Source organism: Streptomyces sp. WG7 (genome assembly GCF_049975785.1).
Lineage (GTDB): Bacteria > Actinomycetota > Actinomycetes > Streptomycetales > Streptomycetaceae > Streptomyces.
Map to the genome: position 1 here is coordinate 39,318 of NZ_JBNGGE010000002.1, position 24,341 is coordinate 63,658.

Sequence of the window (24,341 nt, forward strand, 5' to 3'; positions counted from 1 at the left end):
TGTCACACCCGGCCGTTACGCTCGATCGCATGGCTGCCAACTCGTCTCCCGAAAGTCCGCTGCCCGTGGGCGAGGTGTCACGGCTGATCGGGGGCTGGATCGACCGGCTCGGCGCGGTGTGGGTCGAGGGGCAGATCACGCAGCTGTCCCGGCGGCCGGGCGCGGGCGTCGTGTTCCTGACGTTGCGCGACCCGTCGTACGACATCTCCGTGAGCGTGACCTGCTACCGGCAGGTGTTCGACGCGGTGGCGGACGTGGTCGGCGAGGGCGCGCGGGTGGTCGTCCACGCCAAGCCGGAGTGGTACGCGCCGCGCGGGCAACTGTCGCTGCGGGCCGCCGAGATCAAACCGGTGGGCGTGGGGGAGCTGCTCGCGCGTCTGGAGCAGCTGAAGAAGGCACTCGCGCGCGAGGGGCTTTTCGCGCCGGAGCGGAAGAAGCCGCTGCCGTTCCTGCCGCAGCTGATCGGCCTGGTGTGCGGGCGGGCGTCGGCCGCCGAGCGGGACGTCCTGGAGAACGCCCGGCACCGCTGGCCCGCCGTCCGATTCGAGGTGCGCAACGTGCCCGTGCAGGGCGTGCACGCGGTGCCGCAGGTGGTGCAGGCGGTGAAGGAGCTGGACGCGAGGGACGACGTGGACGTGATCGTCGTCGCGCGGGGCGGTGGCAGCGTGGAGGACCTGCTGCCGTTCTCCGACGAGCAGCTGGTGCGGGCGGTCGCCGCGTGCCGGACGCCGGTCGTCTCGGCGATCGGGCACGAGCCGGACAATCCGCTCCTGGACCATGTCGCCGACCTGCGCGCCTCCACACCGACCGACGCCGCGAAGAAGCTCGTACCGGACGTCGGCGAGGAGTATGAGCGGGTGCGCCAGCTGCGGGACCGCGCGCGGCGGTGCGTGGCGGCGTACGTGGACCGCGAGGAGCGGGGGCTGGCCCATGCCCTGGCCCGGCCGTCGATACAGGATCCGCACCGGATGATCGACGAGCGGACCGAGCAGGTGGCGGCGCTGCTGGACCGGGGCCGCCGTTCGCTGCGGCACCACCTGGACCGGGCCGACTCGGAGCTGACGCACACGCACGCGCGCGTGGTGGCCCTCTCCCCCGCCGCGACCCTGAAGCGCGGGTACGCGGTGCTCCAGCGGGCCGACGGCCACGCCGTCCGTGACCCGGGCGAGGTGGAGCCGGGCGAGACGCTGCGGGCACGGGTCTCCGAGGGTGATTTCTCCGTACGAGTCGACGCATAGGGTGGGTGGATGACCAGCGAGGTGGAGCAGCCGACGGCCATGTCCGAGGCGCTCGGGTACGAGCAGGCGCGGGACGAGCTGATCGAGGTCGTACGGCGGCTGGAGGCCGGCGGTACGACGCTGGAGGAGTCGCTCGCCCTGTGGGAGCGGGGCGAGGAGCTGGCGAAGGTGTGCCGGCGCCGGCTGGACGGCGCCCGGGCCCGCCTCGACGCGGCGCTGGCCGAGGAGGCCGGGGCGGAGGACGGCGACGGGGACGCGTAGCCGCCCGCGCGAAGCCCATGACGGGCACGCCGCACAGGACGGCGAAGACCGCGAGACCCTCGGCGTACGGGCCGGGCACGGCCTCCTCGGCCCGGGCGGGGCCCCGGCCTACTCGGTGCCGTCCTGCTTGGCACTGTCCTCGGCGAGGGTGTGTGCGACGAGCGCGTTGGCGTGGCCGTGGCCCAGGCCGTGCTCGGTCTTGAGCCAGGAGACGAGCTCCATGTGCCTGGTGAGCGGCGAGGAGCGGATCAGCTCCTTCCACTCCGCGACCGGACGGCCGTACTTCTTCTCGATCGACGGGAAGTAGGAGGCGGGGCCCTTCACGGAGGCGGTCATGTCGATGCGGTCCCATCTGTCCGGGGCGGTGGGCGGTGCAGTACTGCCCTGTACGACCGCTGCGAGCGGCGGAAGTGATCGCCCGGAGCGTGTGATCCGCGTCACCACCCAGGCCCGCGGCTCCTCCACATCCCCACGCACCGCCCGCCCGACGCGCGGGGCGCCACGGCGCCACCCACCCCGCCACCCCGCCCGTCGTGTGAAGCGGATCACCGCCCTCCCACTTTTGGTTGAAGGTTGAACTTCCTTGGCGTAGCGTCGTTCCCGTCAACGGCTCCGCGCCGATCCAGGCGGAGCCGACGCACCCCCGAGGAAGATCACGTATGTCTCTCGTTCTTGACCCCGCCGCCCAGGACCTGCTGTTCCGCGAGGCCCGCACCGCGAACACCTTCACCGACGAGCCGGTGACCGACGAGCAGGTGCAGGCGATCTACGACCTGGTCAAGTACGGCCCGACCGCCTTCAACCAGTCGCCGCTGCGCATCACGCTGGTCCGCTCCCCCGAGGCCCGCGAGCGCCTCGTCGGGCTCATGGCCGAGGGCAACCAGCCCAAGACGGCCGCCGCCCCGCTGGTCGCGATCCTCTCGGCGGACAACGAGTTCCACGAGGAGCTGCCGCAGCTCTTCCCGCACTTCCCGCAGGCCAAGGACGCCTTCTTCAGCGAGCGCCCGGTGCGTGAGGGCGCCGCCGCCCTGAACGCCGCCATGCAGGCCGCCTACTTCATCGTCGGCGTCCGCGCCGCCGGTCTGGCCGCCGGCCCGATGACCGGCCTCGACTTCGAGGGCGTCCGCAAGGAGTTCCTGGACGACGACCACACCCCGCTGATGGTCGTCAACATCGGCCGCCCGGGCCCGGACGCCTGGTTCCCGCGCTCGCCGCGCCTCGCGTACGACCAGGTCGTCACCACGGTCTGAGAGCGGCGGCCCCGGCGGAGTCCGGGGCCCGGCCGCCCCGCGCGCACGACGAAGCCCCCGGTGACGCACCGGGGGCTTCGTCGTGCGCGCGGGGCACCGCGGGCGCGGGGTACGGCGATGGCTCACGCCAGCTTCAGTGCCGCCACCATCTTGTTCAGCTGCTCGAACGAGCCCGTGCCCGCCACGACCGTCGTCGCGCCCTTCACGCCGTCGGTGTCGTGCAGTACGAGCGCGTCGTACCGGCCGCCCGTGTACCGGGTCCACGTCCGGCCGCCGATCTCCTCGGTCGTCCCGGTCCGCTGCGCGCCCTGGCTGGCCTCCTCGATGAAGGCGGACGGCTTCTCCATGGACTGCTCGACCGCCACGTACTCCCCGTCGGGCGCGCGGAAGCCCAGGTGCCAGGCGTCGAACTGGTCACCCCGGTAGCGGACCAGGGTCGGCTTCCAGTCCTTGGACAGCCCCTCGGGCGCGGCCACCGGATACGGCGCGGCGCGGCGCGCGGTGATCAGTTCGACCGAGTAGTCGACCCGCTTGAGGTCGGGCTCGCCGTCGTCGTCGTGCGGGATGAAAAGCCACATGACCAGTCCAGCGAGGACGATGACGCCCAGGGAGAGGACCATGTCCCGGGCCGTCTTCTGCTTGCCGTTCGTACCTGCCACGCCCCCTATCGTCGCAGGTCCCCGATGTGCTCATACGTGGGGTCCCCTGCTCATTCTGTCGGACTGGCGATAGAGTCGGGGCACACCCTCATCCGGCCGTCGTCGTATCAGAAAGGTGCGTTCCGATGACCGAGCATCATCTGCCGTCCGAGCTGGACGTCCCCTCAGAGGCTCCCGACCGCAACCTCGCCATGGAACTCGTGCGGGTCACCGAGGCCGCGGCGATGGCCGCCGGCCGCTGGGTCGGGCGCGGTGACAAGAACGGCGCCGACGGTGCCGCGGTGCGCGCCATGCGGACCCTCGTCCACACCGTCTCGATGAACGGCGTCGTCGTCATCGGCGAGGGTGAGAAGGACGAAGCCCCGATGCTCTTCAACGGGGAGCGGGTCGGCGACGGGACCGGGGCCGAGGTCGACATCGCCGTCGACCCGATCGACGGCACCACGCTGACCGCCAACGGCATGACCAACGCGATCGCGGTACTGGCCGCCGCCGAGCGCGGCTCCATGTTCGACCCGTCCGCGGTCTTCTACATGGACAAGCTGGTCACCGGGCCGGAGGCCGCCGACTTCGTCGACATCAACGCCCCCGTGTCCGTGAACATCCGCCGGATCGCCAAGGCCAAGCGGCGCACCCCCGAGGACGTCACCGTCGTCATCCTCGACCGGCCACGGCACAAGGGCCTCATCAAGGAGGTCCGGGAGACCGGCGCCCGCATCAAGCTGATCTCCGACGGCGACGTGGCCGGCTCCATCCTGGCGCTGCGCGAGGGCACCGGCATCGACCTGCTGCTCGGCGTCGGCGGCACCCCGGAGGGCATCATCTCGGCCTGTGCCGTGAAGTGCCTGGGCGGGACCATCCAGGGCAAGCTGTGGCCCAAGGACGACGGGGAGCGGCAGCGCGCGATCGACGCCGGGCACGACCTGGACCGCGTACTGACCACCGACGACCTGGTCTCCGGGGACAACGTCTTCTTCGTCGCCACCGGCATCACCGACGGTGAGCTGCTGCGGGGGGTGCGGTACCGGTCCGAGACGGCGACGACCGACTCGATCGTGATGCGGTCCAAGTCGGGCACGGTGCGGCGCATCGACTCCGAGCACCGGCTGAGCAAGCTGCGGGCCTACAGCGCGGTGGACTTCGACCGGGCGAAGTGACCCCGCCGGCGGGCGCGACCGGCCACGGACGACCCGCGCCCGCGAGGGGAGGCAAGCCCTCACCTCGCAGGCGCCCCGCACCACGCGGCACAGCCGCACGGTGCCGGCACCCCGCACCCTTGCTGTGGCGCGCATGAGCCCCTGCGGCCCGCGTGAGCCTCTGTGGCCCGCATGAGCCCCCGCGGAGCGAAAAGGGCACCCTCTGTGCGGAGAGGGTGCCCTTTCGCGTGCCTGGGTGCTAACCGGCCGCGGCTATGCGTCCCGCCGTCGTACGGGCCGACTTCTTCTTCAGTTCGACGTCGCGGCGCCGGCGGCGGGCCAGGACCACGCGGCGTTCGGCGGCGGTGAGGCCGCCCCAGACGCCGTAGGGCTCGGGCTGCAGGAGGGCGTGCTCGCGGCACTCGACCATGACCGGGCAGCGCGCGCAGACGCGCTTGGCCGCCTCCTCGCGGGAGAGCCGGGCGGCGGTCGGTTCCTTGGAGGGTGCGAAGAACAGTCCGGCCTCGTCGCGCCGGCACACCGCCTCGGTGTGCCAGGGAGCGTCTTGGTCCCTGTCCCGCACGGGCACCCGCTGGGCCGGAACGGCGGCTACCTGCAGGGACGAATGCGGCGGTTGCAGCACGGTCTACTCCTGACGACGGCTTCGCGAGCGAGAGACGATGCGTCAAGGCTTACCCGTTGTACGCGCGCCTATGCACTGGGTTTCCAACCGCCGCCGGGCGCCGCGCTACACGTGCTTGCGCAAACCCTTCTCCACCTTCCGGTGCACCCGGTCCAGGAGGTCCGCGACGATCCTGCCGCGCTTGGGGCGCGCCTCGACGCTGCCCAGCACGGCCCAGCCGTCCACGTAGATGACGGGGGCCTCGGACTCGGCCGAGTCGAGGGCGTGGACCTCGAAGCTGCCGAGCACCCCGCCGCCCGCGCCGCGCAGCGACACGTTCTCCGGGACGCGCACCTCGACGCTGCCGAAGACGGCGAACGCCTTGACCACGACCTGCTGGTGCGCGAAGACCGCCTCGCTGAGGTCTATCTCGACGCTGCCGAAGACCGCGTACGCGTGGATACGGCGGCTCGCCCGCCAGCGGCCCTTGCGGACGGCGCTGCTGAAGACCGCCACCACGTTCTCGTCGGGGTCCGCCGGGACGGCGCCGGCGGTGGGGCGGTCGGGGACCGGGGCGGCGGCCGTGTCCCGCCCGGCGTGCGCGGCGGGCAGGTCCCGCACGAAGACGTCCAGCTCACCGACGGTCCGGGCGGCCAGCACGCCCTCGACGCGCTCGGCGTGCTCGTCTGCGGTGAGCCTCCCTTCGGCGAGGGCGTCGCGCAGCATGTCGGTGATGCGGTCGCGGTCGGCGTCCGATGCGCGCATCTCGGAGACGCGCGGTGCGGTGCCGCGCGGGGCCGCGTCCTGCGGTCGGGCGTGCTTCTGAAGGTCCACGGCAGCAGCGTACCGAAACGCGATAGATCGCGACCAGCCCTGTGGACAACCTTGTCGCATCCCCGTCCGGGCCGCGCACCACTCCTGTCGCGGCTACTGAGCCTTACCTCACAAGCCCGCCGCCGACGGCAGGTTTTACGCTGGTGGACGCTGCCGATGGAGGCCAGCCGTCGTTGCTGAGGAATCCAGCCGCGCGTCATGCCGAGTGAGGAATGGGCGAGATGCCTGAGTTCGCGTACACCGATCTGCTCCCCCAGGGAGAGGACACCACTCCGTACCGGCTGGTGACCTCCGAGGGTGTCTCCACCTTCGAGGCCGACGGGCGGACCTTCCTCAAGGTGGAGCCCGAGGCGCTGCGCAAGCTGGCCGAGGAGGCCGTCCACGACATCCAGCACTACCTCCGCCCGGCCCACCTGGCGCAGCTGCGCCGCATCATCGACGACCCCGAGGCGTCGGGCAACGACAAGTTCGTGGCGCTGGACCTGCTGAAGAACGCGAACATCGCGGCGGCGGGCGTGCTGCCGATGTGCCAGGACACCGGCACGGCGATCGTCATGGGCAAGCGCGGGCAGAACGTGCTGACGGCGGGCGGCGACGAGGAGGCCCTGAGCCGGGGCATCTACGACGCCTACAAGAACCTGAACCTGCGCTACTCGCAGATGGCTCCGCTCACCATGTGGGAGGAGAAGAACACCGGCTCCAACCTCCCGGCCCAGATCGAGCTGTACGCGACCGACGGCGGCGCCTACAAGTTCCTCTTCATGGCGAAGGGCGGCGGGTCGGCCAACAAGTCGTTCCTCTACCAGGAGACGAAGGCCGTCCTGAACGAGGCCTCCATGATGAAGTTCCTGGAGGAGAAGATCCGCTCGCTCGGTACGGCCGCCTGCCCGCCGTACCACCTGGCGATCGTGGTCGGCGGCACGTCCGCCGAGTACGCGCTGAAGACCGCCAAGTACGCCTCCGCGCACTACCTGGACGAGATCCCGGCCGAGGGTTCGCCGCTCGGGCACGGCTTCCGGGACCAGGACCTGGAGGAGAAGGTCTTCGAGCTGACGCAGAAGATCGGCATCGGCGCGCAGTTCGGCGGCAAGTACTTCTGCCACGACGTGCGCGTGGTGCGCCTGCCGCGGCACGGGGCGTCCTGCCCGGTCGCGATCGCCGTGTCCTGCTCGGCGGACCGGCAGGCGGTCGCGAAGATCACCGCCGAGGGCGTCTTCCTGGAGCAGCTGGAGACCGACCCGGCGCGGTTCCTGCCGGAGACGACGGACGAGCAGCTGGAGTCGGAGGGTGACGTCGTCAAGATCGACCTCAACCAGCCGATGGACGACATCCTGGCCGAGCTGACGAAGCACCCGGTCAAGACCCGGCTGTCCCTGACCGGCCCGCTGGTCGTGGCCCGCGACATCGCGCACGCCAAGATCAAGGAGCGGCTGGACGCGGGTGAGGAGATGCCGCAGTACCTGAAGGACCACCCGGTCTACTACGCGGGTCCGGCGAAGACGCCCGAGGGATACGCGTCCGGGTCCTTCGGCCCGACGACGGCCGGGCGCATGGACTCCTACGTGGAGCAGTTCCAGGCGGCGGGCGGCTCCAAGGTGATGCTGGCCAAGGGCAACCGGAGCAAGCAGGTCACCGACGCGTGCGACGCGCACGGCGGCTTCTACCTCGGCTCCATCGGCGGACCGGCGGCGCGGCTCGCGCAGGACTGCATCAAGAAGGTCGAGGTCGTCGAGTACGAGGAGCTCGGCATGGAGGCGGTCTGGAAGATCGAGGTCGAGGACTTCCCGGCGTTCGTCGTGGTCGACGACAAGGGCAACGACTTCTTCCAGGACCCGGCGCCGGCGCCGACGTTCACGTCCATCCCGGTACGGGGTCCCGGACTCGCCTGACAGCGGTGGTGACGGTTCACCTCCACGGGGAACAGTGGTCGCGTCGCGGACGCTGTGAGACGTGGAGGTGATCGTCGATGACCGACGAGCAGGACAGGACCGAGTACCGCACCGAGCACGACTCCATGGGCGAGGTGCGGGTGCCCGCCCACGCCAAGTGGCGGGCCCAGACCCAGCGGGCGGTGGAGAACTTCCCCGTCTCCGGGCAGCGCATCGAGCGCGCGCACATCGAGGCGCTCGCCCGGATCAAGGGCGCTGCGGCCAAGGTCAACGCCGGGCTGGGGGTCCTGGACGAGGACGTCGCCGCCGCGATCCAGGAGGCGGCGGACGAGGTCGCCGAGGGTGAGTGGGACGCGCACTTCCCCGTGGACGTGTTCCAGACGGGGTCGGGGACCTCGTCCAACATGAACACCAACGAGGTCATCGCCACCCTCGCCACCGAGCGGCTCGGCAGGGACGTGCACCCCAACGACCACGTCAACGCCTCCCAGTCGTCCAACGACGTCTTCCCGTCGTCGATCCACATCGCCGCCACCGCCGCCGTCACCCGTGACCTGATCCCGGCCCTCGACCACCTCGCCGGCGCCCTGGAGCGCAAGGCGGAGGAGTTCGCCGACGTGGTGAAGTCCGGGCGTACGCACCTCATGGACGCCACGCCGGTCACCCTCGGGCAGGAGTTCGGCGGGTACGCGGCCCAGGTGCGGTACGGCGTCGAGCGGCTGGAGGCGTCCCTCCCGCGCCTGGCCGAGCTGCCGCTGGGCGGCACCGCCGTCGGCACCGGGATCAACACCCCGCCAGGCTTCTCCGCCGCCGTCATCGAGGAGGTGGCCCGCGCCACCGGGCTGCCGCTGACCGAGGCGCGCGACCACTTCGAGGCGCAGGGCGCCCGGGACGGCATCGTGGAGACCAGCGGGCAGCTGCGGACCATCGGCGTCGGCCTGACGAAGATCGCGAACGACCTGCGGTGGATGGCGTCCGGGCCGCGGACCGGGCTCGCGGAGATCTCCCTGCCCGACCTCCAGCCGGGCTCGTCGATCATGCCCGGCAAGGTCAACCCGGTGATCCCCGAAGCGGTGCTCATGGTCGCCGCCCAGGTCACCGGCAACGACGCGACCGTCGCCGCCGCCGGAGCGGCCGGCAACTTCGAGCTCAACGTCATGCTGCCGGTCATCGCCAAGAACGTACTGGAGTCGGTGCGGCTGCTCGCGAACGTCTCGCGGCTGCTCGCCGACCGCACCGTCGACGGCATCGTCGCCCACCGGGACCGGGCCCGCGAGTACGCCGAGTCGTCGCCGTCCGTGGTCACGCCGCTCAACAAGTACCTCGGGTACGAGGAGGCCGCCAAGGTCGCCAAGAAGGCGCTGGCCGAGCGGAGGACGATCCGTCAGGTCGTGCTGGACGGCGGGTACGTCGAGCGCGGCGACCTCACGTACGAGCAGCTGGACGAGGCGCTGGACGTGCTGCGGATGACCCGCCCGTGACCGGACGGCCGTCGTGGAGGCGGGCGCCCGCCGTGGACGCGGGCGCCCGTCACGGGCGTTCGTCGCGATCACCGGCGCGTCACGTGGCCCGGGCACCTAATATCTGTCCATGACAGACGGTGAAGCGGTGAGCGCCGCGACGGAAGCGGAGGCGACGACCGGCGGCCCGAAGGCCCCGGCGAGGTACTGGGCGCCCGGCAGCCACATCCTGTGGCGGTACCGGGAGAACGGCGGCCCCCGCCCCCACATCGCACGCCCCGTCACCGTCGTACGGGACGACGCCGGCCTGCTCGCCGTGTGGCTGGCGCCCGGCACCGAGTGCGTGAAGCCGGTGCTCGCCGACGGCACGCCCGTACACCTGGAACCGCTGGCGTCGCGCTACACCAAACCGCGCGCGGTGCAGCGCGACCGGTGGTTCGGCACGGGCGTGCTGAAGCTGGCACGGCCCGGCGAGCCCTGGTCGGTGTGGCTGTTCTGGGACCCGGGCTGGCGGTTCAAGAACTGGTACGTGAACCTGGAGGAGCCGCTGACCCGCTGGGAGGGCGGCGTCGACTCCGAGGACCACTTCCTGGACATCTCCGTCCACCCGGACCGCACCTGGCACTGGCGGGACGAGGACGAGTTCGCGCAGGCCCAGCGGGACCGGCTGATGGACGCCCGGCTCGCCGGGCGGGTGCGTGCGGCGGGGCGCGCGGCGGTGGCGGAGATCCGTGCCTGGGGCTCCCCGTTCGCGGACGGCTGGGAACACTGGCGCCCCGATCCGTCCTGGGCGGTACCTTCACTGCCGGGGGACTGGGACCGCACGCCCGCGCACGCGTCCTCATGAGACCCTTGATACGCCCCCGGGCAGGAAACGTAGGATCGTCCTCCGCAAGGAAGTGCGGCAGCAACCGGCGGAGCGTGCGCTGTGCTTGACCGATCGTCACCGAGGGGCGGCAGGACGTGAGCGAGGGGTACGACGGCAACCCGGACACGGGCCGCAGACGGTCCGCCGGTGACACAGGAACAGCCTCTGACCACGCGGGAATCCCGTTCCCGGGGCACGTATTCCGGGTATCGGGATTTCTGCGGGACGAACTGCACGCGCCGCGGGCAGTCCCGGACGGACGGATTCGACACGCGTGACGGAGCACCCGACCTCCTTCGACCGCCCCCCGACGGGCGGCGACCCCACGGATCCCCGCGGGGCGCTCCTGCCTACCCCCGTGCAGCCGCGCGCCCTCGGTGCCGCGTTACCCGCACAGGGGCGCGCCGGAGAGACACCGCCGGCCGCCGGCGCGGACTCCCCCGCCGCCTTCGAGCACGCCCAGCCGGGTGCCGAGCAGGCCACCGAGCCCGGTACGCACCGCCCGCGGCCCACGCCCGAAGGCGTACCGGTCCAGCCCGGCGGCGCGCAGACCGGAGCCGGAGCGGTTCCCGGCCCCGGGGCGGCCGCGGGGCCGGAGCGCCGCGCCGCGCCGCTCGAACCGGACCGCCGGACCGGGCAGCCCACCGCGCCCGGCCGGCCCACGCCCATGCGGCGGGACGGGGACCGGCTGCGGTTCGTGGGAGCCGCGACCCGGCGGATCGCCCGGGGCATGGACCTCGACGAGATCGTGATGGGGCTGTGCCGGGCCACCGTGCCGACGTTCGCGGACGCCATCCTCGTCTATCTGCGGGAGCCGCTGCCCGTCGGTGACGAGCGGCCCACGGGCCCGCTGGTGCTGCGGTTGCGCCGGACCGACCGGATTCCGGTCGAGCGGGACACCGAGGGTGGGTTCACGCCCGCGGTCCAGCCGGAGCCCTCCGAGCTGGAGACGGTCGGCTCCGAGCTGTGCGAGGTGCGGCCGGGCAGCGCGCTCGCCGAGGTGCTGCGCGGGGTGCGCCCGGTCTTCGCGGACACCCCCGCCGCCCGTGCCGCTCTTCCGGAACTGCTCGGTGACGACGGGGACTTCGCCGTGCCCGACGGCCGGCGGGCGATCCTCGCGCCGCTGCGCGGCCGGCGCCGGGTGATCGGGGCCGCCCTGTTCCTGCGCGGCCCCGAGCGCGTCGCCTTCGACGCCGACGACCTGCTGGTCGCCGCCCAGCTCGCCACGCACAGCGCGCTCGGCATCGACAAGGCGGTGCTGTACGGGCGGGAGGCGTACATCGCCGACGAGCTGCAGCGCACGATGCTCCCGGAGACCCTGCCGCGCTGCACCGGCGTGCGGCTGGCCTCCCGCTACCTCCCGGCCGCGGAGACGGCGCGGGTCGGCGGCGACTGGTACGACGCCATCCCGCTGCCCGGCAGCCGGGTCGCGCTGGTCGTCGGGGACGTCATGGGCCACTCGATGACGTCGGCGGCCATCATGGGCCAGCTGCGGACCACCGCGCAGACCCTGGCCGGGCTCGACCTGCCGCCGCAGGAGGTGCTGCACCACCTCGACGAACAGGCCCAGCGCCTGGGCACCGACCGCATGGCGACCTGCCTGTACGCGGTGTACGACCCGGTCGCGCACCGCATCACCGTCGCCAACGCCGGACACCCGCCGCCCGTGCTGCTGCACCTGGGCGGCCACGCCGAGGTGCTGCGGGTGCCCGCCGGCGCCCCGATCGGCGTGGGCGGCGTGGACTTCGAGGCCGTGGAGCTGGACGCCCCCGCCGGCGCGACCCTGCTCCTCTACACGGACGGGCTGGTCGAGTCCCGCCTGCGGGACGTGTGGACCGGCATAGAGCAGCTGCGGGAACGCCTCGCCGCGACCGCGCAGCTCACCGGGCCCGACCATCCGCCGCCCCTGGAAGCCCTGTGCGACGAGGTGCTGGACATGCTCGGGCCGGGCGACCGGGACGACGACATCGCGCTGCTCGCCGCCCGCTTCGACGGCATCGCGCCCAGCGACGTGGCGTACTGGTTCCTGGAGCCCGAGGACGCGGCTCCCGGCCGGGCCCGGCGCCTGGCCCGGCGCGCGCTGGCCCGCTGGGGCATGGAGGACCTCACGGACTCCGTGGAGCTGCTGGTCAGCGAGGTCGTGACCAACGCCGTGAGGTACGCCACGAAGCCGGTCACGCTGCGGCTGCTGCGCACGGACGTGCTGCGCTGCGAGGTCGGCGACGACGTGCCGCAGCTGCCGCGGCTGCGGCAGGCACGCGCCACGGACGAGGGCGGGCGCGGGCTGTACCTGGTGAACCGGCTGGCCCGGCGCTGGGGCGCGACGCGGCTGAGCACCGGCAAGGTGGTCTGGTTCGAGCTGAACCGGGGCTGAGGTCCGTACGCGTGAGAGGGGCGCCCGGATCTCCGGGCGCCCCTCTCACGCGTTCCCGCGGCTACTGCTTCGGCCAGTCCCCGCCGGGGAAGAGCGGATCCTCCGGATCCGTCGGCTCCCCGCTCGTCGGCGGTTCGGACGACGGGCTGCCCGACGGCGACTGCGACGGCGACTGCGACGGCGGCGCCTCGGTCGTCGGCTCCCTGGACGGCGGCGCCTCGGTCGTCGCCTCGTTGGACGGCGGTGCCTCGGTCGTCTCCTCCTGCGTCGGCGACTGGGTCGGCGACTCGGTGACCGCCGGCGACTTGCTGGGCTTCACCGCGTTGCCCTGCTTGGTCTCCAGGTCGAACTTGCTGGTCCCGTCCATGACGCCGAAGGTGTACGCCGCCCAGATCTCCGCGGGGAAGCCACCACCGTTGACGCGGTAGTCGACGCCGCCCGCCTTGTACATCGGGACCTGCGGGTGCGGCGCCTTGTCGTCCTCACCGAACAGGCCGACCGAGGTGACCAGTTCGGGGGTGAAGCCGGTGAACCAGGCCGACTTGTTGTTGTCGGACGTACCCGTCTTGCCGGCGACCTGCTGGCCGTCGCGCAGCGGGTTCTCCCGCACGGACTTCTTGGCCGTACCGTCGTCGACCACGCCGGTGAGCACCGAGGTCACCGTGTCGGCGGCCTCGCGGCTGATGACCTGCTCGCCGATCGGGTCGGGCATCTCGACCGTGCGGTCCTTGTGCTCCACGGACTTCACGATGGCCGGGGTGACCTTCTTGCCGTGGTTGTCGAGGGTGGCGTAGACGCCGGCCATCTCCAGCGGGCTGGCGCCCATACTGCCCAGGGTCTGGGCGGGCACGGCCTGCACGCCCTCGGTGTCCATGCCGAGGTCGCCGGCGACCTTCATGACCTCGGACATGCCGACGTCGATGCCCATCTGCGCGAAGACGGAGTTGACGGACTTGTTCATCGCGTCCTGGACGGTGATGTCGTCGTAGTCGACGTCGTCCTCGTTGGGGGGCGCGAAGCCGACCTCGCGGTCGCCGTCCATCACGGGGCGCTCGCTCGTACCGTCGTAGATCGTGTTGGCCGTGATCGGCACGCCGTCCTGCGTCTCGGCGTCCTGGTCCACGGCCGCGGCGAGGATCACCGGCTTGAAGGTGGAGGCGGGCTGGTAGTCGTCGCGGGTGGCGTTGTTCGTGTAGTGCTTCACGTAGTCCACGCCGCCGTACATCGCCAGGACCGCGCCCGTCTTCGGGTCCACGGAGACGGCACCGGCCTGGACGTCGGCGTCGACCGCGCGCTTGGCGGGGTCGAGCTTGCTGGTGAGCTTGGTCTTGACCGCCTTCTCCAGCTCGGCCTGCTTCTTCTTGTCGACGTTGAGCGTGACGGTGTAGCCGCCGAGGTCCACCAGGGCCTTGGCCTGCTCCATGTCCTCGGCGGCGCCCTGGGCGACGAGCTGCTTCTTGAGCGAGTAGTTGGCGGCCTCGACCAGGTACCCGGTCTGCCCCTCCATCCCGGCGGCGGCCTTGGGCTCCTTGGGCTCCGGGAACGTCATGTTCTGGCGGTCGGAGCTGCTCAGCCAGTCCTCCTCGACCATGTTGTCGAGGACGTAGTTCCAGCGCTCCTGGACGAGCTTCTTGCCGGTCTCGCTGGCGATCGCCCAGTCGTACTGGTTCGGCGCCTGGAGCAGCGCGGCGAGGTACGCGCCCTGCTCGACCGTCAGCTCCTCGGCGTCGACGCGGTAGTAGGCCTGCGCGGCGGCCTGGATGCCGTAGGCGCCACGGCCGTAGTAGCTGGTGTTGATGTAGCCGGCGAGGATGTAGTCCTTGGGCTTCTCCCGGTCCAGCTTCAGGGAGATGACCAGTTCCTTCAGCTTGCGCGTGACCGTCTGTTCCTGGGACAGGTAGTAGTTCTTGACGTACTGCTGGGTGATCGTCGAACCGCCCTGCGCGCCCTTGCCGGAGAGCGTGTTGAGGACACCGCGCGCGGTGCCCTTGAGGTCGACGCCGGAGTCCTTGTAGAAGGTCTTGTTCTCGGCGGCGACGAAGGTGCGCTGGACCTCCTTGGGCACCTTGGCCAGGTCGACGATCTCACGGTTGCGCTCGCCCGTGCGGGCCATGATGCTGCCGTCGCTGTACTTGTAGACGTTGCTCTGCAGCTCCGCCTCGGGATTCCCCTCGGGGATCTCGATCACCATGTACAGGACGATGAAGGCGCCCATGCCGAGCAGGCAGAGGCCGAAGAAGGTGCCGAGGACCTTCTTCCAGGTGAACAGCCTGCGTATGCCGCTCTTCCCGCCCGCGCCCGACGGACGGCGGCGTTTCGGCGCCGCGCGGCGGCCACCGCGCTGTCGCGCTTTTCTCTCTTCCGCTCGTCCCATGGGTCCGATCCGCTCCGCTTCGTTCACGTGTGCTCACGCGTCACACAGGTTCACCGCTCATATCAGCTCAGAAAGCTAACACCGGGAGATGTGGCAAACGGCTGCGGATCCGGCCTTCTACGGACGTGAGAATCAGCACCCGCTCCCAAGGAACCGACGTACGAGAGGGGTCAAGGGTTGCCATCACGAGGTAAAGTGATATCACTTAGCTAGACCGAAGATAGTCGCCGGGGCGTGCGCGAGCGCGCTCCGCGAGAACGGGGGGACCTCTCATGTCCGCACACGACGCGCACGACGCACACGACACCTCGCAGGTCACGGCGGATGTGCCCGAGATGCCGGCACCACGGGTACGCGAGATACAGGCGCACAGCATCGGCGGCGGCCTGGCGCTGCTGCTGGGACTGATCGGGCTGATCGCCGGCGTCGGCCTGCTCGCCGCCGCCACGGCGGTCGACTCGTCGGGAGGCAAGGCGGCGTTGATCACCCCGGGCGTCGTGATCGCCCTGGCCGCCTTCCTCGCGATGAGCGGGCTGAACATGGTGGCGCCGGGCGAGGCCCGGGTGGTGCAGCTCTTCGGGCGGTACCGGGGGACGATCCGGCAGGACGGGCTGCGCTGGGTGAACCCGCTCACCTCGCGCACCAAGATCTCCACGCGGGTGCGCAACCACGAGACGGCCGTCCTGAAGGTGAACGACGCCTACGGCAACCCGATCGAGCTGGCCGCCGTCGTGGTGTGGCGGGTGGAGGACACCGCACAGGCCACCTTCGAGGTGGACGACTACATCGAGTTCGTCTCCACCCAGACCGAGGCGGCCGTGCGGCACATCGCCATCGAGTACCCCTACGACGCCCACGACGAGGACGGCCTCTCGCTGCGCGGCAACGCCGAGGAGATCACCGAGAAGCTCGCCGTCGAGCTGCACGCGCGCGTGGAGGCGGCCGGCGTGCAGATCATCGAGTCCCGCTTCACGCACCTCGCGTACGCGCCGGAGATCGCCTCCGCGATGCTCCAGCGGCAGCAGGCCGGCGCGGTGGTCGCGGCGCGGCGGCAGATCGTGGACGGCGCGGTCGGCATGGTCGAGGCGGCGCTCGCCCGGATCAGCGAGCAGGGGATCGTGGAGATGGACGACGAGCGCAAGGCGGCGATGGTGTCCAACCTGATGGTCGTGCTCTGCGGGGACCGCGCCGCCCAGCCGGTCCTGAACACGGGGACGCTCTACCAGTGACGACCTCACCCGAGGGCTCCCCGTCCGAGGCCCAGCCGCCCGGCGGCCTCCCGGCCGGGGACCCTGCCCCGAAACGCCGGCCGCCGCAGCAGCGCAAGCAGGTGCTGCTGCGGCTGGACCCCCAGGTGTACGAGGCGCTGGCCCGCTGGGCGGGCGACGAGCTGCGCTCGGCGAACGCCCAGATCGAGTTCCTGCTCCGCAGGGCACTCTCGGAGGCGGGCCGGCTGCCCTCGGACACCGGCCCACTGCCCCGCCGGGGCCGCCCGTCCCGGGGCCGGAGCCCGTCCCCGGGCCCGGGGACGGGCGCGGGCCCGGGACCGGGTCCCGGGCCGGGCCCGGGGACGGGCGCGGGCCCGGGACCGGGTCCCGGGCCGGGCGCGGGGACGGGACCGGGTCTGCCTCCCACGCCCCCCTCGTGACGAAAGCGACGGATGCCCGGCAGGCCGGGCCGCCGCGCCTCACCCCACCTCACCTCCCCCAGGCGCGGCGTCCGCCGTGGCACAACGGTGACAATCGGCCCCGACCTGCACTCCCGTACGCGCCGCCACAGTCTCTGCACACGACGTATACATAGCGCGTATACACCGTGTGTAGAGTGATCGGCATGTCCATCGGTCACACCCTCCTGGGGCTCCTGGAGTCCGGGCCACGCCACGGTTACGACCTGAAGCGTGCCTTCGACGAGAAGTTCGGTCACGACCGGCCGCTGCACTACGGCCAGGTCTACTCGACGATGTCCCGCCTGCTGAAGAACGGCCTCGTCGTCGTCGACGGCATCGAGGCGGGCGGCGGTCCCGAGCGCAAGCGGTACGCGATCACCGACGCGGGGATCACCGACGTACAGCAGTGGCTCGCCACGCCCGAGAAGCCCGAGCCGTACCTCCAGTCGACGCTGTACACCAAGGTCGTCCTCGCGCTGCTCACCCACCGCGACGCCGCCGACATCCTCGACACGCAGCGCTCGGAGCACCTGCGCAGCATGCGCATCCTCACCGACCGCAAGCGCAAGGGCGACCTCGCCGACCAGCTGATCTGCGACCACGCCCTGTTCCATCTCGAGGCCGACCTGCGCTGGCTGGAACTGACCGCCGCGCGCCTCGACAAGCTCCGTGAGGCGGTAACCCGATGACTCCCCCCGCAGGTTCGCTGCTCTCGGCCGAGCAGCTGCGCAAGGCCTACGGCCCCACCCTCGCCCTGGACGGCGCGGAGTTCTCCATCCACCCCGGCGAGGTCGTCGCCGTGATGGGCCCCTCCGGGTCCGGCAAGTCGACGCTGCTGCACTGCCTCGCCGGCATCGTGCCGCCCGACTCGGGGACGATCACGTACGACGGGCGGGAGCTGTCCGGCATGAGCGACGCCCAGCGCAGTGCGCTGCGCCGCTCGGACTTCGGGTTCGTGTTCCAGTTCGGGCAGCTCGTGCCGGAGCTGACGTGCGTGGAGAACGTCGCCCTTCCGCTGCGTCTGAACGGCACCCCCCGCAAGGAGGCCGAGCGGACCGCGCTGACCTGGATGCAGCGCCTCGAGGTCGACGACCTGAGGAAGAAGCGGCCCGGCGAGGTCTCCGGCGGCCAGGGGCAGCGGGTCGCGGTGGCGCGGTCGCTGGTCACCAGCCCCCGCGTGCTCTTCGCCGACGAGCCGACCGGCGCCCTGGACTCCCTCAACGGCGAACGCGTGATGGAACTCCTCACGGACGCCGCCCGCACCACCAACGCCGCCGTCGTCCTCGTCACGCACGAGGCGCGGGTGGCCGCCTACTCCGACCGGGAGATCGTCGTACGGGACGGCAAGTCCCGGGACATGGAGCGCGCCGTATGAGCGTGCGGCAGTGGAGCCGGGACCTGGCCATGGGCGTCCGCTTCGCCTTCACCGGCGGGCGCGAGGGGTGGACCCGGGCCGTGCTGACGGCCGTCGGCGTCGGGCTCGGCGTGGCGCTGCTCCTGCTGACGACGGCGGTCCCGAACGCGCTCGAAGTCCGGCACGACCGGGAGGCGGCGCGCTCCGACATCACCTTCAGCTCCGAGCAGATACCGAAGGCGAACGACACGCTCGTGGTCGCCAGGCTCGACGCGAACTTCCGCGACGACGACGTCCGGGGCCGGGCGCTGGATCCCGACGGGCCGCGGGCACCGCTGCCGCCGGGGGTGGACGAGTTCCCGGCGGTGGGCGAGATGGTGGTCTCCCCCGCGCTGAGGGAGCTGCTGGAGTCGGACTCCGGCGCGCTGCTGCGTGAACGGCTGTCGGACCGGATCGTCGGCACGATCGGGGAGAGCGGGCTGATCGGCTCGGCCGAACTCGCCTTCTACCGGGGCGCGGAAGGGCTCGAGCAGTACATCGATCCCGGCCGGATCGAGCGTATCGACCGGTTCGGCGACCCGGACCCGGGGGAGGAGCAGTCCGACCCGGTGCTGCTCCTGCTGGTCCTCGTCGTCTTCGTGGTGCTGCTGACACCGGTCGCGGTCTTCATCGCCGCCGCCGTACGGTTCGGCGGCGAGCGGCGGGACCGGAGGCTCGCGGCACTGCGACTGGTGGGCGCCGACGGCCGCATGACCCGGCGCGTCGCCGCCGGCGAGGCGATGGCGGGCGCGATCCTCGGGCTGGTCTTCGGCACCGGATTCTTCCTGGTCGGGCGTCAGCTCGCGGGCACGGCCGAGGTGTACCGCATCAGCGTGTTCCCGAGCTATCTCAACCCCTCGCCGCTGCTGGCCCTGCTGGTCGCGGTGGCGGTGCCGGCGGCGGCGGTGCTGGTGACGCTGTTCGCGCTGCGCGGGGTGGTCATCGAACCGCTCGGCGTGGTCCGCGCGGGCCGCCCGGCCAGGCGCCGGCTGTGGTGGCGGCTGCTGCTGCCGCTGGCCGGACTGGCCATGCTCTACCCGATGGTCGGCAACGGGCGCGAGAACGGCGACTTCAACCAGTACCTGGTGACCGGCGGTGTCGTGCTGCTCCTGGTCGGCGTGACCGCGCTGCTGCCGTGGATCGTGGAGACCGTCGTCGCCCGGCTCGGTTCCGGCGGCGTGGCCTGGCAGTTGGCCGTGCGCCGGCTGCAGATGAGCAGCGGCACGGCGGCCCGCATGGTCAACGGCATCGCCGTGGCCGTCGCCGGGGCGATCGCGCTGCAGATGCTCTTCGCCGGCGTGGACGACGACTACACCGAGTCCACCGGGCAGGACGTGTCGTGGGCTCAGATGGAGGCGGTCCTGCCGAGCGAGGTGCCGGCGGCGCAGGCGGCCGACGAGTTCCGGGACACCGAGGGCGTGACGGCGGTCTACGGCTACTCCGAGGGCTATGTCGGCGACCGCCCCCGGACCCCGGACCACGGCACGATGATGACCGTGGGCGACTGCGCGTCGCTGCGGGAGATCGCCCGCCTGACCTCCTGTGAGGACGGGGACGTGTTCGCCGTCCACGGTGCCGAGTGGGACACCGGGGAGGACATGACGAAGCTGGCCGCGCCGGGCCGGAAGCTGTACCTGGACCCGACCTACGAGGGCGGCCCGAAGGGCCGGGAGATCCCCTGGACGGTGCCGCAGGGCGTCAAGGCGGCGGAGCCGCTTCAGCGCCTGCTGGCCGGGATCGACCGGGGCGGCTTCCTGATCACGCCGAAGGCGATGCCGGCCGCGCTCGCGCCCGGCCTGACCGGGCACGCCTACCTCAAGCTGGACGACTCGGTGGCGGACGTGCACGACCGGGTACGCAACACCGCGGCGGCCCTCCATCCGCTGACGGACACCATGACGTGGTCGGCGACGGAGCGGACCGGCCGGTTCGACGCCATCCGCACCGGTCTGTTCGTCGGGGCGGCGTGTGTGCTGGCGCTGATCGGCGCGAGTCTGCTGGTCTCGCAGCTGGAGCAGCTGCGCGAGCGGAAGAAGCTGCTGTCGGCCCTGGTCGCCTTCGGCACCCGGCGCCGCACACTGAGCATGTCGGTGCTGTGGCAGACCGCTGTCCCCATCGCGCTGGGCCTGCTGCTGGCCGTGGTGGTGGGCCTGACGCTGGGCACGGTGCTCCTGAAGATGACGTCCACCCCGGTCGGCGTCGACTGGGCCGGCGTCCTCGCCATGACGGGCATCGGCGCCGCGGTCGTCCTGGTGGTAACCCTCTTGAGTCTGCCGCCGCTGCTGCGGCTGATGCGGCCGGAGGGCCTGCGCACGGAGTGACTCCGCCGGTGCGTGGTGCCGGCCGCCCTCCGGGGCGGGGGACCGCCGCCCGGCCGGGGCGGCCGGTCGCCCGCCCCGGCCGGGCGCGGTGATCGACCCGCGTCCGCTCGGGCGCGGTGATCGACCCGCGTCCGCTCGGGTGGTCGAACCGCCTCCGCTCAGGTAGTCAACCCGCCTCCGCTCAGGTGGCCGACGCCTCCGCCCGGTGGCCGACCCGCCTCCGCCCGGTGGCCGACCCGCCTCCGCTCAGTCGTGAACCGTCCGGACGGGCAGGTCCCCCATCGCCTCCCGCAGGGCCGCCGCCAGTTCCTCGTACTCCGCGGCACGCGCCGCGCCCGTGCGCATGGCGAGGGCGACCCGGCGGGTGGGGGCCGGGTCGGCGAAGGAGCCGGTGAGGAGCTGGCTGGAGCGGGACGTCTCCACGCGGACCGCGGTGCGCGGCAGCAGCGTCACCCCGAGGCCGCCCGCGACCAGCTGCACCAGCGTCGACAGGCCGGCGGCCGACGTCGTCGCGGGGACACCCGCGCGCCCCGCCTCCCGGCAGATGTCGAGCGCCTGGTCGCGCAGGCAGTGCCCCTCGTCGAGCAGCAGCAGCTTCAGTTCGCGCAGCGCCGAGCGCTCGATGCCCTCCCGGCCGCCGAGCCGGTGGTCGAGCGGGGTGACGAGCACGAAGTCCTCGTCGAAGAGGGGGAGCTCCGTGACGCCGGGGACGCCGAGCGGCACCGCCAGCAGGAGCAGGTCGAGGCGGCCGGTCGTGAGGCCGTCCAGCAGGCTCGCCGTCTGCTCCTCGTGGACCTGGAGGTCCAGGTCCGGATAGCGGTCGTGGACCAGGCGCAGCACCGTCGGCAGCAGATACGGCGCCACCGTGGGGATGACCCCGAGCCGCAGCGCACCGGTGAACGGCGCCCGTACCGCCGCCGCCTCCTCCAGCAGCGCGCCGACCTCCGCCAGTACCGCCTTCGCCCGGACCGCGAGCCGTTCACCGGCCGGCGAGAGCAGTACCTTGCGCGTCGTACGCTCCAGCAGGGTGACCCCCAGCGCCTCCTCCAGCGCGGAGACCGCGCCCGAGAGCGCGGGCTGGCTCATGCCGATCGCGGCGGCGGCGTCGCGGAAGTGCAGATGCTCGGCGACCGCGGCGAAAGCCCTCAGCTGGGCGAGGCTCGGCTGCCTCTTCTTAGCCGCCACTCATAACCACCTCCGATCAACTCGACCGAGTGTAGCTATTTCACTAATCAATGCGCCTTGTGCCAACATCAACAGCGTCCAACCCATGGGAAACACTCGCAAAACGGGTGTTTCTTCGCTGCATTTATTGGAGAGCGCGTGCTCACTGTCGGTGACAAGTTCCCCGAGTTCGAACTGACCGCCTGCGTCTCGCTGGAGAAGGGCAAGGAGTTCGGGACGATCGACCACAAGACCTACGAGGGCAAGTGGAAGGTCGTTTTCGCCTGGCCCAAGGACTTCACCTTCGTGTGCCCGACCGAGATCGCCGCCTTCGGCAAGCTGAACGACGAGTTCGCCGACCGTGACGCCCAGGTGCTCGGCTTCTCCGGCGACTCCGAGTTCGTGCACCACGCCTGGCGCAAGGACCACCCGGACCTGACCGACCTGCCGTTCCCGATGATGGCGGACTCCAAGCACGAGCTGATGCGCGACCTCGGCATCGAGGGCGAGGACGGCTTCGCCAAGCGCGCCGTGTTCATCGTGGACCAGAACAACGAGATCCAGTTCACCATGGTGACCGCCGGCTCGGTCGGCCGGAACCCGAAGGAGGTCCTGCGGGTCCTCGACGCCCTGCAGACCGACGAGCTCTGCCCGTGCAACTGGAGCAAGGGCGACGAGACCCTGGACCCGGTCGCGCTGCTGGCCGGGGAGTGATCTGAGATGTCGCTCGACTCCCTGAAGTCCGCCGTACCGGACTACGCCAAGGACCTGAAGCTCAACCTGGGCTCGGTCATCGGCAACTCCGACCTCCCGGCGCAGCAGCTGTGGGGCACCGTGCTGGCGACCGCCATCGCCTCGCGTTCCCCGATCGTGCTGCGCGAGCTGGAGCCGGAGGCGAAGGCGAACCTCACGCCCGAGGCGTACTCGGCCGCCAAGTCGGCCGCCGCCGTCATGGCGATGAACAACGTCTTCTACCGCACCCGGCACCTGCTGTCGGACCACGAGTACGGCACCCTGCGCGCCGGTCTGCGGATGAACGTCATCGGCAACCCGGGCGTCGACAAGGTCGACTTCGAGCTGTGGTCCTTCGCGGTGTCCGCCATCAACGGCTGCGGCATGTGCCTGGACTCGCACGAGCAGGTGCTCCGCAAGGCCGGTGTGGACCGCGAGACGATCCAGGAGGCGTTCAAGATCGCCGCCGTGGTCGAGGCCGTCGGCGTCACGCTGGACGCCGAGGCGGTCCTGGCCGCCCAGTAGTCCCGCGGCGCGGAACACGGCGACGGGCCCCGCTCACCCTCAGGGTGGGCGGGGCCCGTCGCCGTCGTGCGTGCCGCTACGCCGGGGAGCTGCCCGACGGCGGCTCGGTCCCGGGAGACGCCGACGGGGGGTCCGTCTTCGAGGTCGCCGAGGTCTCCGAAGTCGCCGACGTCGCCGGGGAGGCGTCCGTGGACGTCGCCCCGCGCGGCTTCGGCGCCTGCCGCACGGCGGCCTCACGGGAGTACGCCCGCAGATAGCCCACGACGGTGTTGGTCACCGCCACCAGTGGTACGGCGACCACCGCGCCGCCGATGCCGGCCACCATGCCGCCGGCGGTCACCGACAGCACCACCGCCAGCGGGTGGACCCGTACCGCGCGCCCGAGGATGAAGGGCTGCAGGATGTGGCCCTCGATCTGCTGCACCACCAGCACCACGACGAGCGTCATGACCGCGGCGAACATGCCCTGCGTCACCAGCGCCACGACGACCGCGAGCGCGCCCGACATCACCGCGCCGACGAGCGGGATGAAGGCGAACAGGAAGATGAACACGGCCAGCGGGACGGCCATCGGCACGTCCAGGAAGTAGATGCCGAGGCCGATGAAGATGGCGTCGATCAGCGCCACTATCACCGTGCCGCGCACATACGCCGTCAGCGTCCGCCACGCCCGCGGGCCGGCACCGGCCACGGCCGGCCGGGCCGCCGCCGGTACCAGCTTCAGCGTCCAGCGCCAGATGCGCTTGCCGTCGTAGAGCAGGAAGAGCGTCGAGAAGGCGGCCAGCAGGAGGCCCGTGAGCGCCTCGACGACGACCGTGACGCCCTCGAGGCCGGCGGACGTTATCTGGTCGGTGTTGGCGCCGACCGCCTCGCGCAGGTTCTTGGCGATCTCGTTGATCTGCTTGTCGGTGACGTGGAACGGGCTGTTCAGCAGCCAGTTGCGCAGCTCGTCGATGCCGTCCTGGACCTGGTCGGAGAGGTTGTCGATGTTCTCCATGACCTGCCAGGTGACGAACCAGCCGATCAGCCCCATCACCACGAACCCGAGGATCGCGGTCAGGGCGGTGGCCGGCCCCCGGGGCACCCCGTGCCGGCGCAGCCACGCCACGGTCGGCTGGAGCAGTGCCGTGATCAGCAGCGCGATCACGAACGCCAGCACCACCAGTTGCACGGCGCTGATGACCCGCATCAGCACCCACACGGTGCCGGCGAGGACCAGCAGCCGCCACCCGGCCTCCGCGGCGACCCGTACGCCCCAGGGCACGGCCTGCGCCGGGTCGGGCCGGGACTGGAGCACGAGCTGTTGCGACGCGGAGCCGGGCTCCGGATGCGTGTCCTCCGGTGACAGCGACGGCGACGGTGAGGGCGGCACGTGGTCGGCGGCCGGTACCGGTCCGTCGTCGGTGCCCTCCTGCCGGGCCTCTTCGCGGCGCTGGTCCAGCCGCTCACTCATCCGCGTCAGTCCGGCGCCGAGCCGACCGAGCCACCCTGGCACTCGAGACATGATCCGTCCTCTTCCCCCGTCTCTCCCCACCACTCCCCCCTGGAGTCGTTTTCGCTCCGACCGTACAT

22 protein-coding genes are annotated in these 24,341 nt (G+C 71.7%); 15 read left to right on the top strand and 7 right to left on the bottom strand.

The window, feature by feature from the left end:
* Positions 1 to 29 precede the first annotated feature (29 nt).
* Entirely contained in the window at positions 30 to 1,238 is a 1,209-nt protein-coding gene (xseA, locus tag ACP4J0_RS02555; protein WP_426596953.1) for an exodeoxyribonuclease VII large subunit, read from the top strand.
* Between the two features lie 9 nt (positions 1,239 to 1,247).
* On the top strand, positions 1,248 to 1,499 hold the full coding sequence (locus ACP4J0_RS02560; RefSeq protein ID WP_426596954.1) for an exodeoxyribonuclease VII small subunit: 252 nt from the start codon (positions 1,248 to 1,250) through the stop codon (positions 1,497 to 1,499).
* Positions 1,500 to 1,607: 108 nt separating this feature from the next.
* Here ACP4J0_RS02560 and ACP4J0_RS02565 read toward each other — a convergent pair whose 3' ends face one another.
* A complete protein-coding gene (locus ACP4J0_RS02565; RefSeq protein WP_426596955.1) occupies positions 1,608 to 1,835 on the bottom strand; it encodes a DUF4287 domain-containing protein in 228 nt (75 codons plus the stop codon).
* A 323-nt stretch (positions 1,836 to 2,158) separates the two neighbouring features.
* Between ACP4J0_RS02565 and ACP4J0_RS02570 the strand changes: the two genes are divergently transcribed.
* On the top strand, positions 2,159 to 2,749 hold the full coding sequence (locus tag ACP4J0_RS02570; RefSeq protein WP_426596956.1) for a malonic semialdehyde reductase: 591 nt from the start codon (positions 2,159 to 2,161) through the stop codon (positions 2,747 to 2,749).
* Positions 2,750 to 2,871: 122 nt separating this feature from the next.
* Here the strand turns inward: ACP4J0_RS02570 and ACP4J0_RS02575 are convergent, their stop codons facing one another.
* Positions 2,872 to 3,408 carry a DUF4245 domain-containing protein gene (locus ACP4J0_RS02575; RefSeq protein WP_426596957.1) on the bottom strand — a complete coding sequence of 179 codons (537 nt, stop codon included), beginning with the start codon at positions 3,406 to 3,408 and terminating at the stop codon, positions 2,872 to 2,874.
* Between the two features lie 125 nt (positions 3,409 to 3,533).
* On the opposite strand from ACP4J0_RS02575, the gene glpX reads away from it, so the two are divergent.
* The gene (gene glpX / locus ACP4J0_RS02580) at positions 3,534 to 4,565 is read left to right on the top strand and encodes a class II fructose-bisphosphatase (protein ID WP_426596958.1); all 1,032 of its coding nucleotides are present in this window, start codon (positions 3,534 to 3,536) and stop codon (positions 4,563 to 4,565) included.
* 238 nt (positions 4,566 to 4,803) lie between these two features.
* Here the strand turns inward: glpX and ACP4J0_RS02585 are convergent, their stop codons facing one another.
* Positions 4,804 to 5,187, bottom strand: a complete 384-nt coding sequence (locus ACP4J0_RS02585; protein WP_426596959.1) for a WhiB family transcriptional regulator — start codon at positions 5,185 to 5,187, stop codon at positions 4,804 to 4,806.
* A 105-nt stretch (positions 5,188 to 5,292) separates the two neighbouring features.
* Complete coding sequence (locus ACP4J0_RS02590) at positions 5,293 to 6,000, bottom strand: DUF1707 SHOCT-like domain-containing protein (RefSeq protein WP_426596960.1); 708 nt, start codon at positions 5,998 to 6,000, stop codon at positions 5,293 to 5,295.
* 221 nt (positions 6,001 to 6,221) lie between these two features.
* Between ACP4J0_RS02590 and ACP4J0_RS02595 the strand changes: the two genes are divergently transcribed.
* From ACP4J0_RS02595 to ACP4J0_RS02610, 4 genes are all read left to right on the top strand, one after another.
* On the top strand, positions 6,222 to 7,889 hold the full coding sequence (locus ACP4J0_RS02595) for a fumarate hydratase (protein WP_426596961.1): 1,668 nt from the start codon (positions 6,222 to 6,224) through the stop codon (positions 7,887 to 7,889).
* 77 nt (positions 7,890 to 7,966) lie between these two features.
* Positions 7,967 to 9,370 carry a class II fumarate hydratase gene (locus ACP4J0_RS02600; protein ID WP_426596962.1) on the top strand — a complete coding sequence of 468 codons (1,404 nt, stop codon included), beginning with the start codon at positions 7,967 to 7,969 and terminating at the stop codon, positions 9,368 to 9,370.
* Positions 9,371 to 9,479: 109 nt separating this feature from the next.
* Positions 9,480 to 10,196: a cytidylyl-2-hydroxypropylphosphonate hydrolase gene (fomD, locus tag ACP4J0_RS02605; RefSeq protein WP_426596963.1), complete on the top strand. Its 717-nt coding sequence runs from the start codon at positions 9,480 to 9,482 to the stop codon at positions 10,194 to 10,196.
* A gap of 295 nt (positions 10,197 to 10,491) precedes the next feature.
* Positions 10,492 to 12,591 carry a SpoIIE family protein phosphatase gene (locus ACP4J0_RS02610; protein WP_426596964.1) on the top strand — a complete coding sequence of 700 codons (2,100 nt, stop codon included), beginning with the start codon at positions 10,492 to 10,494 and terminating at the stop codon, positions 12,589 to 12,591.
* A gap of 61 nt (positions 12,592 to 12,652) precedes the next feature.
* Here ACP4J0_RS02610 and ACP4J0_RS02615 read toward each other — a convergent pair whose 3' ends face one another.
* The gene (locus ACP4J0_RS02615; RefSeq protein ID WP_426596965.1) at positions 12,653 to 14,965 is read right to left on the bottom strand and encodes a transglycosylase domain-containing protein; all 2,313 of its coding nucleotides are present in this window, start codon (positions 14,963 to 14,965) and stop codon (positions 12,653 to 12,655) included.
* Positions 14,966 to 15,237: 272 nt separating this feature from the next.
* Here ACP4J0_RS02615 and ACP4J0_RS02620 point away from each other — a divergent pair, with 272 nt between their 5' ends.
* The 5 genes from ACP4J0_RS02620 (at position 15,238) to ACP4J0_RS02640 (ending at position 20,348) form a co-directional block, all read left to right on the top strand.
* Entirely contained in the window at positions 15,238 to 16,194 is a 957-nt protein-coding gene (locus ACP4J0_RS02620; protein WP_426596966.1) for an SPFH domain-containing protein, read from the top strand.
* Positions 16,191 to 16,613, top strand: a complete 423-nt coding sequence (locus tag ACP4J0_RS02625; RefSeq protein ID WP_426596967.1) for a hypothetical protein — start codon at positions 16,191 to 16,193, stop codon at positions 16,611 to 16,613. Before ACP4J0_RS02620 ends, ACP4J0_RS02625 begins: the two co-directional genes overlap by 4 nt.
* A 185-nt stretch (positions 16,614 to 16,798) precedes the next feature.
* Complete coding sequence (locus tag ACP4J0_RS02630) at positions 16,799 to 17,323, top strand: PadR family transcriptional regulator (protein ID WP_426596968.1); 525 nt, start codon at positions 16,799 to 16,801, stop codon at positions 17,321 to 17,323.
* Positions 17,320 to 18,009 carry an ABC transporter ATP-binding protein gene (locus ACP4J0_RS02635; protein WP_426596969.1) on the top strand — a complete coding sequence of 230 codons (690 nt, stop codon included), beginning with the start codon at positions 17,320 to 17,322 and terminating at the stop codon, positions 18,007 to 18,009. Before ACP4J0_RS02630 ends, ACP4J0_RS02635 begins: the two co-directional genes overlap by 4 nt.
* Positions 18,006 to 20,348 (top strand): ABC transporter permease, encoded by a 2,343-nt coding sequence (locus tag ACP4J0_RS02640; protein ID WP_426596970.1) that lies wholly within the window; start codon positions 18,006 to 18,008, stop codon positions 20,346 to 20,348. Before ACP4J0_RS02635 ends, ACP4J0_RS02640 begins: the two co-directional genes overlap by 4 nt.
* A 246-nt stretch (positions 20,349 to 20,594) precedes the next feature.
* On the opposite strand, the gene ACP4J0_RS02645 is transcribed toward ACP4J0_RS02640, so the two are convergent.
* Complete coding sequence (locus ACP4J0_RS02645) at positions 20,595 to 21,533, bottom strand: LysR substrate-binding domain-containing protein (RefSeq protein ID WP_426596971.1); 939 nt, start codon at positions 21,531 to 21,533, stop codon at positions 20,595 to 20,597.
* Between the two features lie 138 nt (positions 21,534 to 21,671).
* Here ACP4J0_RS02645 and ACP4J0_RS02650 point away from each other — a divergent pair, with 138 nt between their 5' ends.
* A complete protein-coding gene (locus ACP4J0_RS02650) occupies positions 21,672 to 22,226 on the top strand; it encodes a peroxiredoxin (RefSeq protein ID WP_398134877.1) in 555 nt (184 codons plus the stop codon).
* A gap of 6 nt (positions 22,227 to 22,232) precedes the next feature.
* Positions 22,233 to 22,769, top strand: coding sequence for an alkyl hydroperoxide reductase (locus ACP4J0_RS02655; protein WP_398134878.1), 537 nt, complete (start codon positions 22,233 to 22,235; stop codon positions 22,767 to 22,769).
* A gap of 76 nt (positions 22,770 to 22,845) precedes the next feature.
* Here the strand turns inward: ACP4J0_RS02655 and ACP4J0_RS02660 are convergent, their stop codons facing one another.
* On the bottom strand, positions 22,846 to 24,273 hold the full coding sequence (locus ACP4J0_RS02660; RefSeq protein WP_426596972.1) for an AI-2E family transporter: 1,428 nt from the start codon (positions 24,271 to 24,273) through the stop codon (positions 22,846 to 22,848).
* Between the last annotated feature and the right edge of the window lie 68 nt (positions 24,274 to 24,341).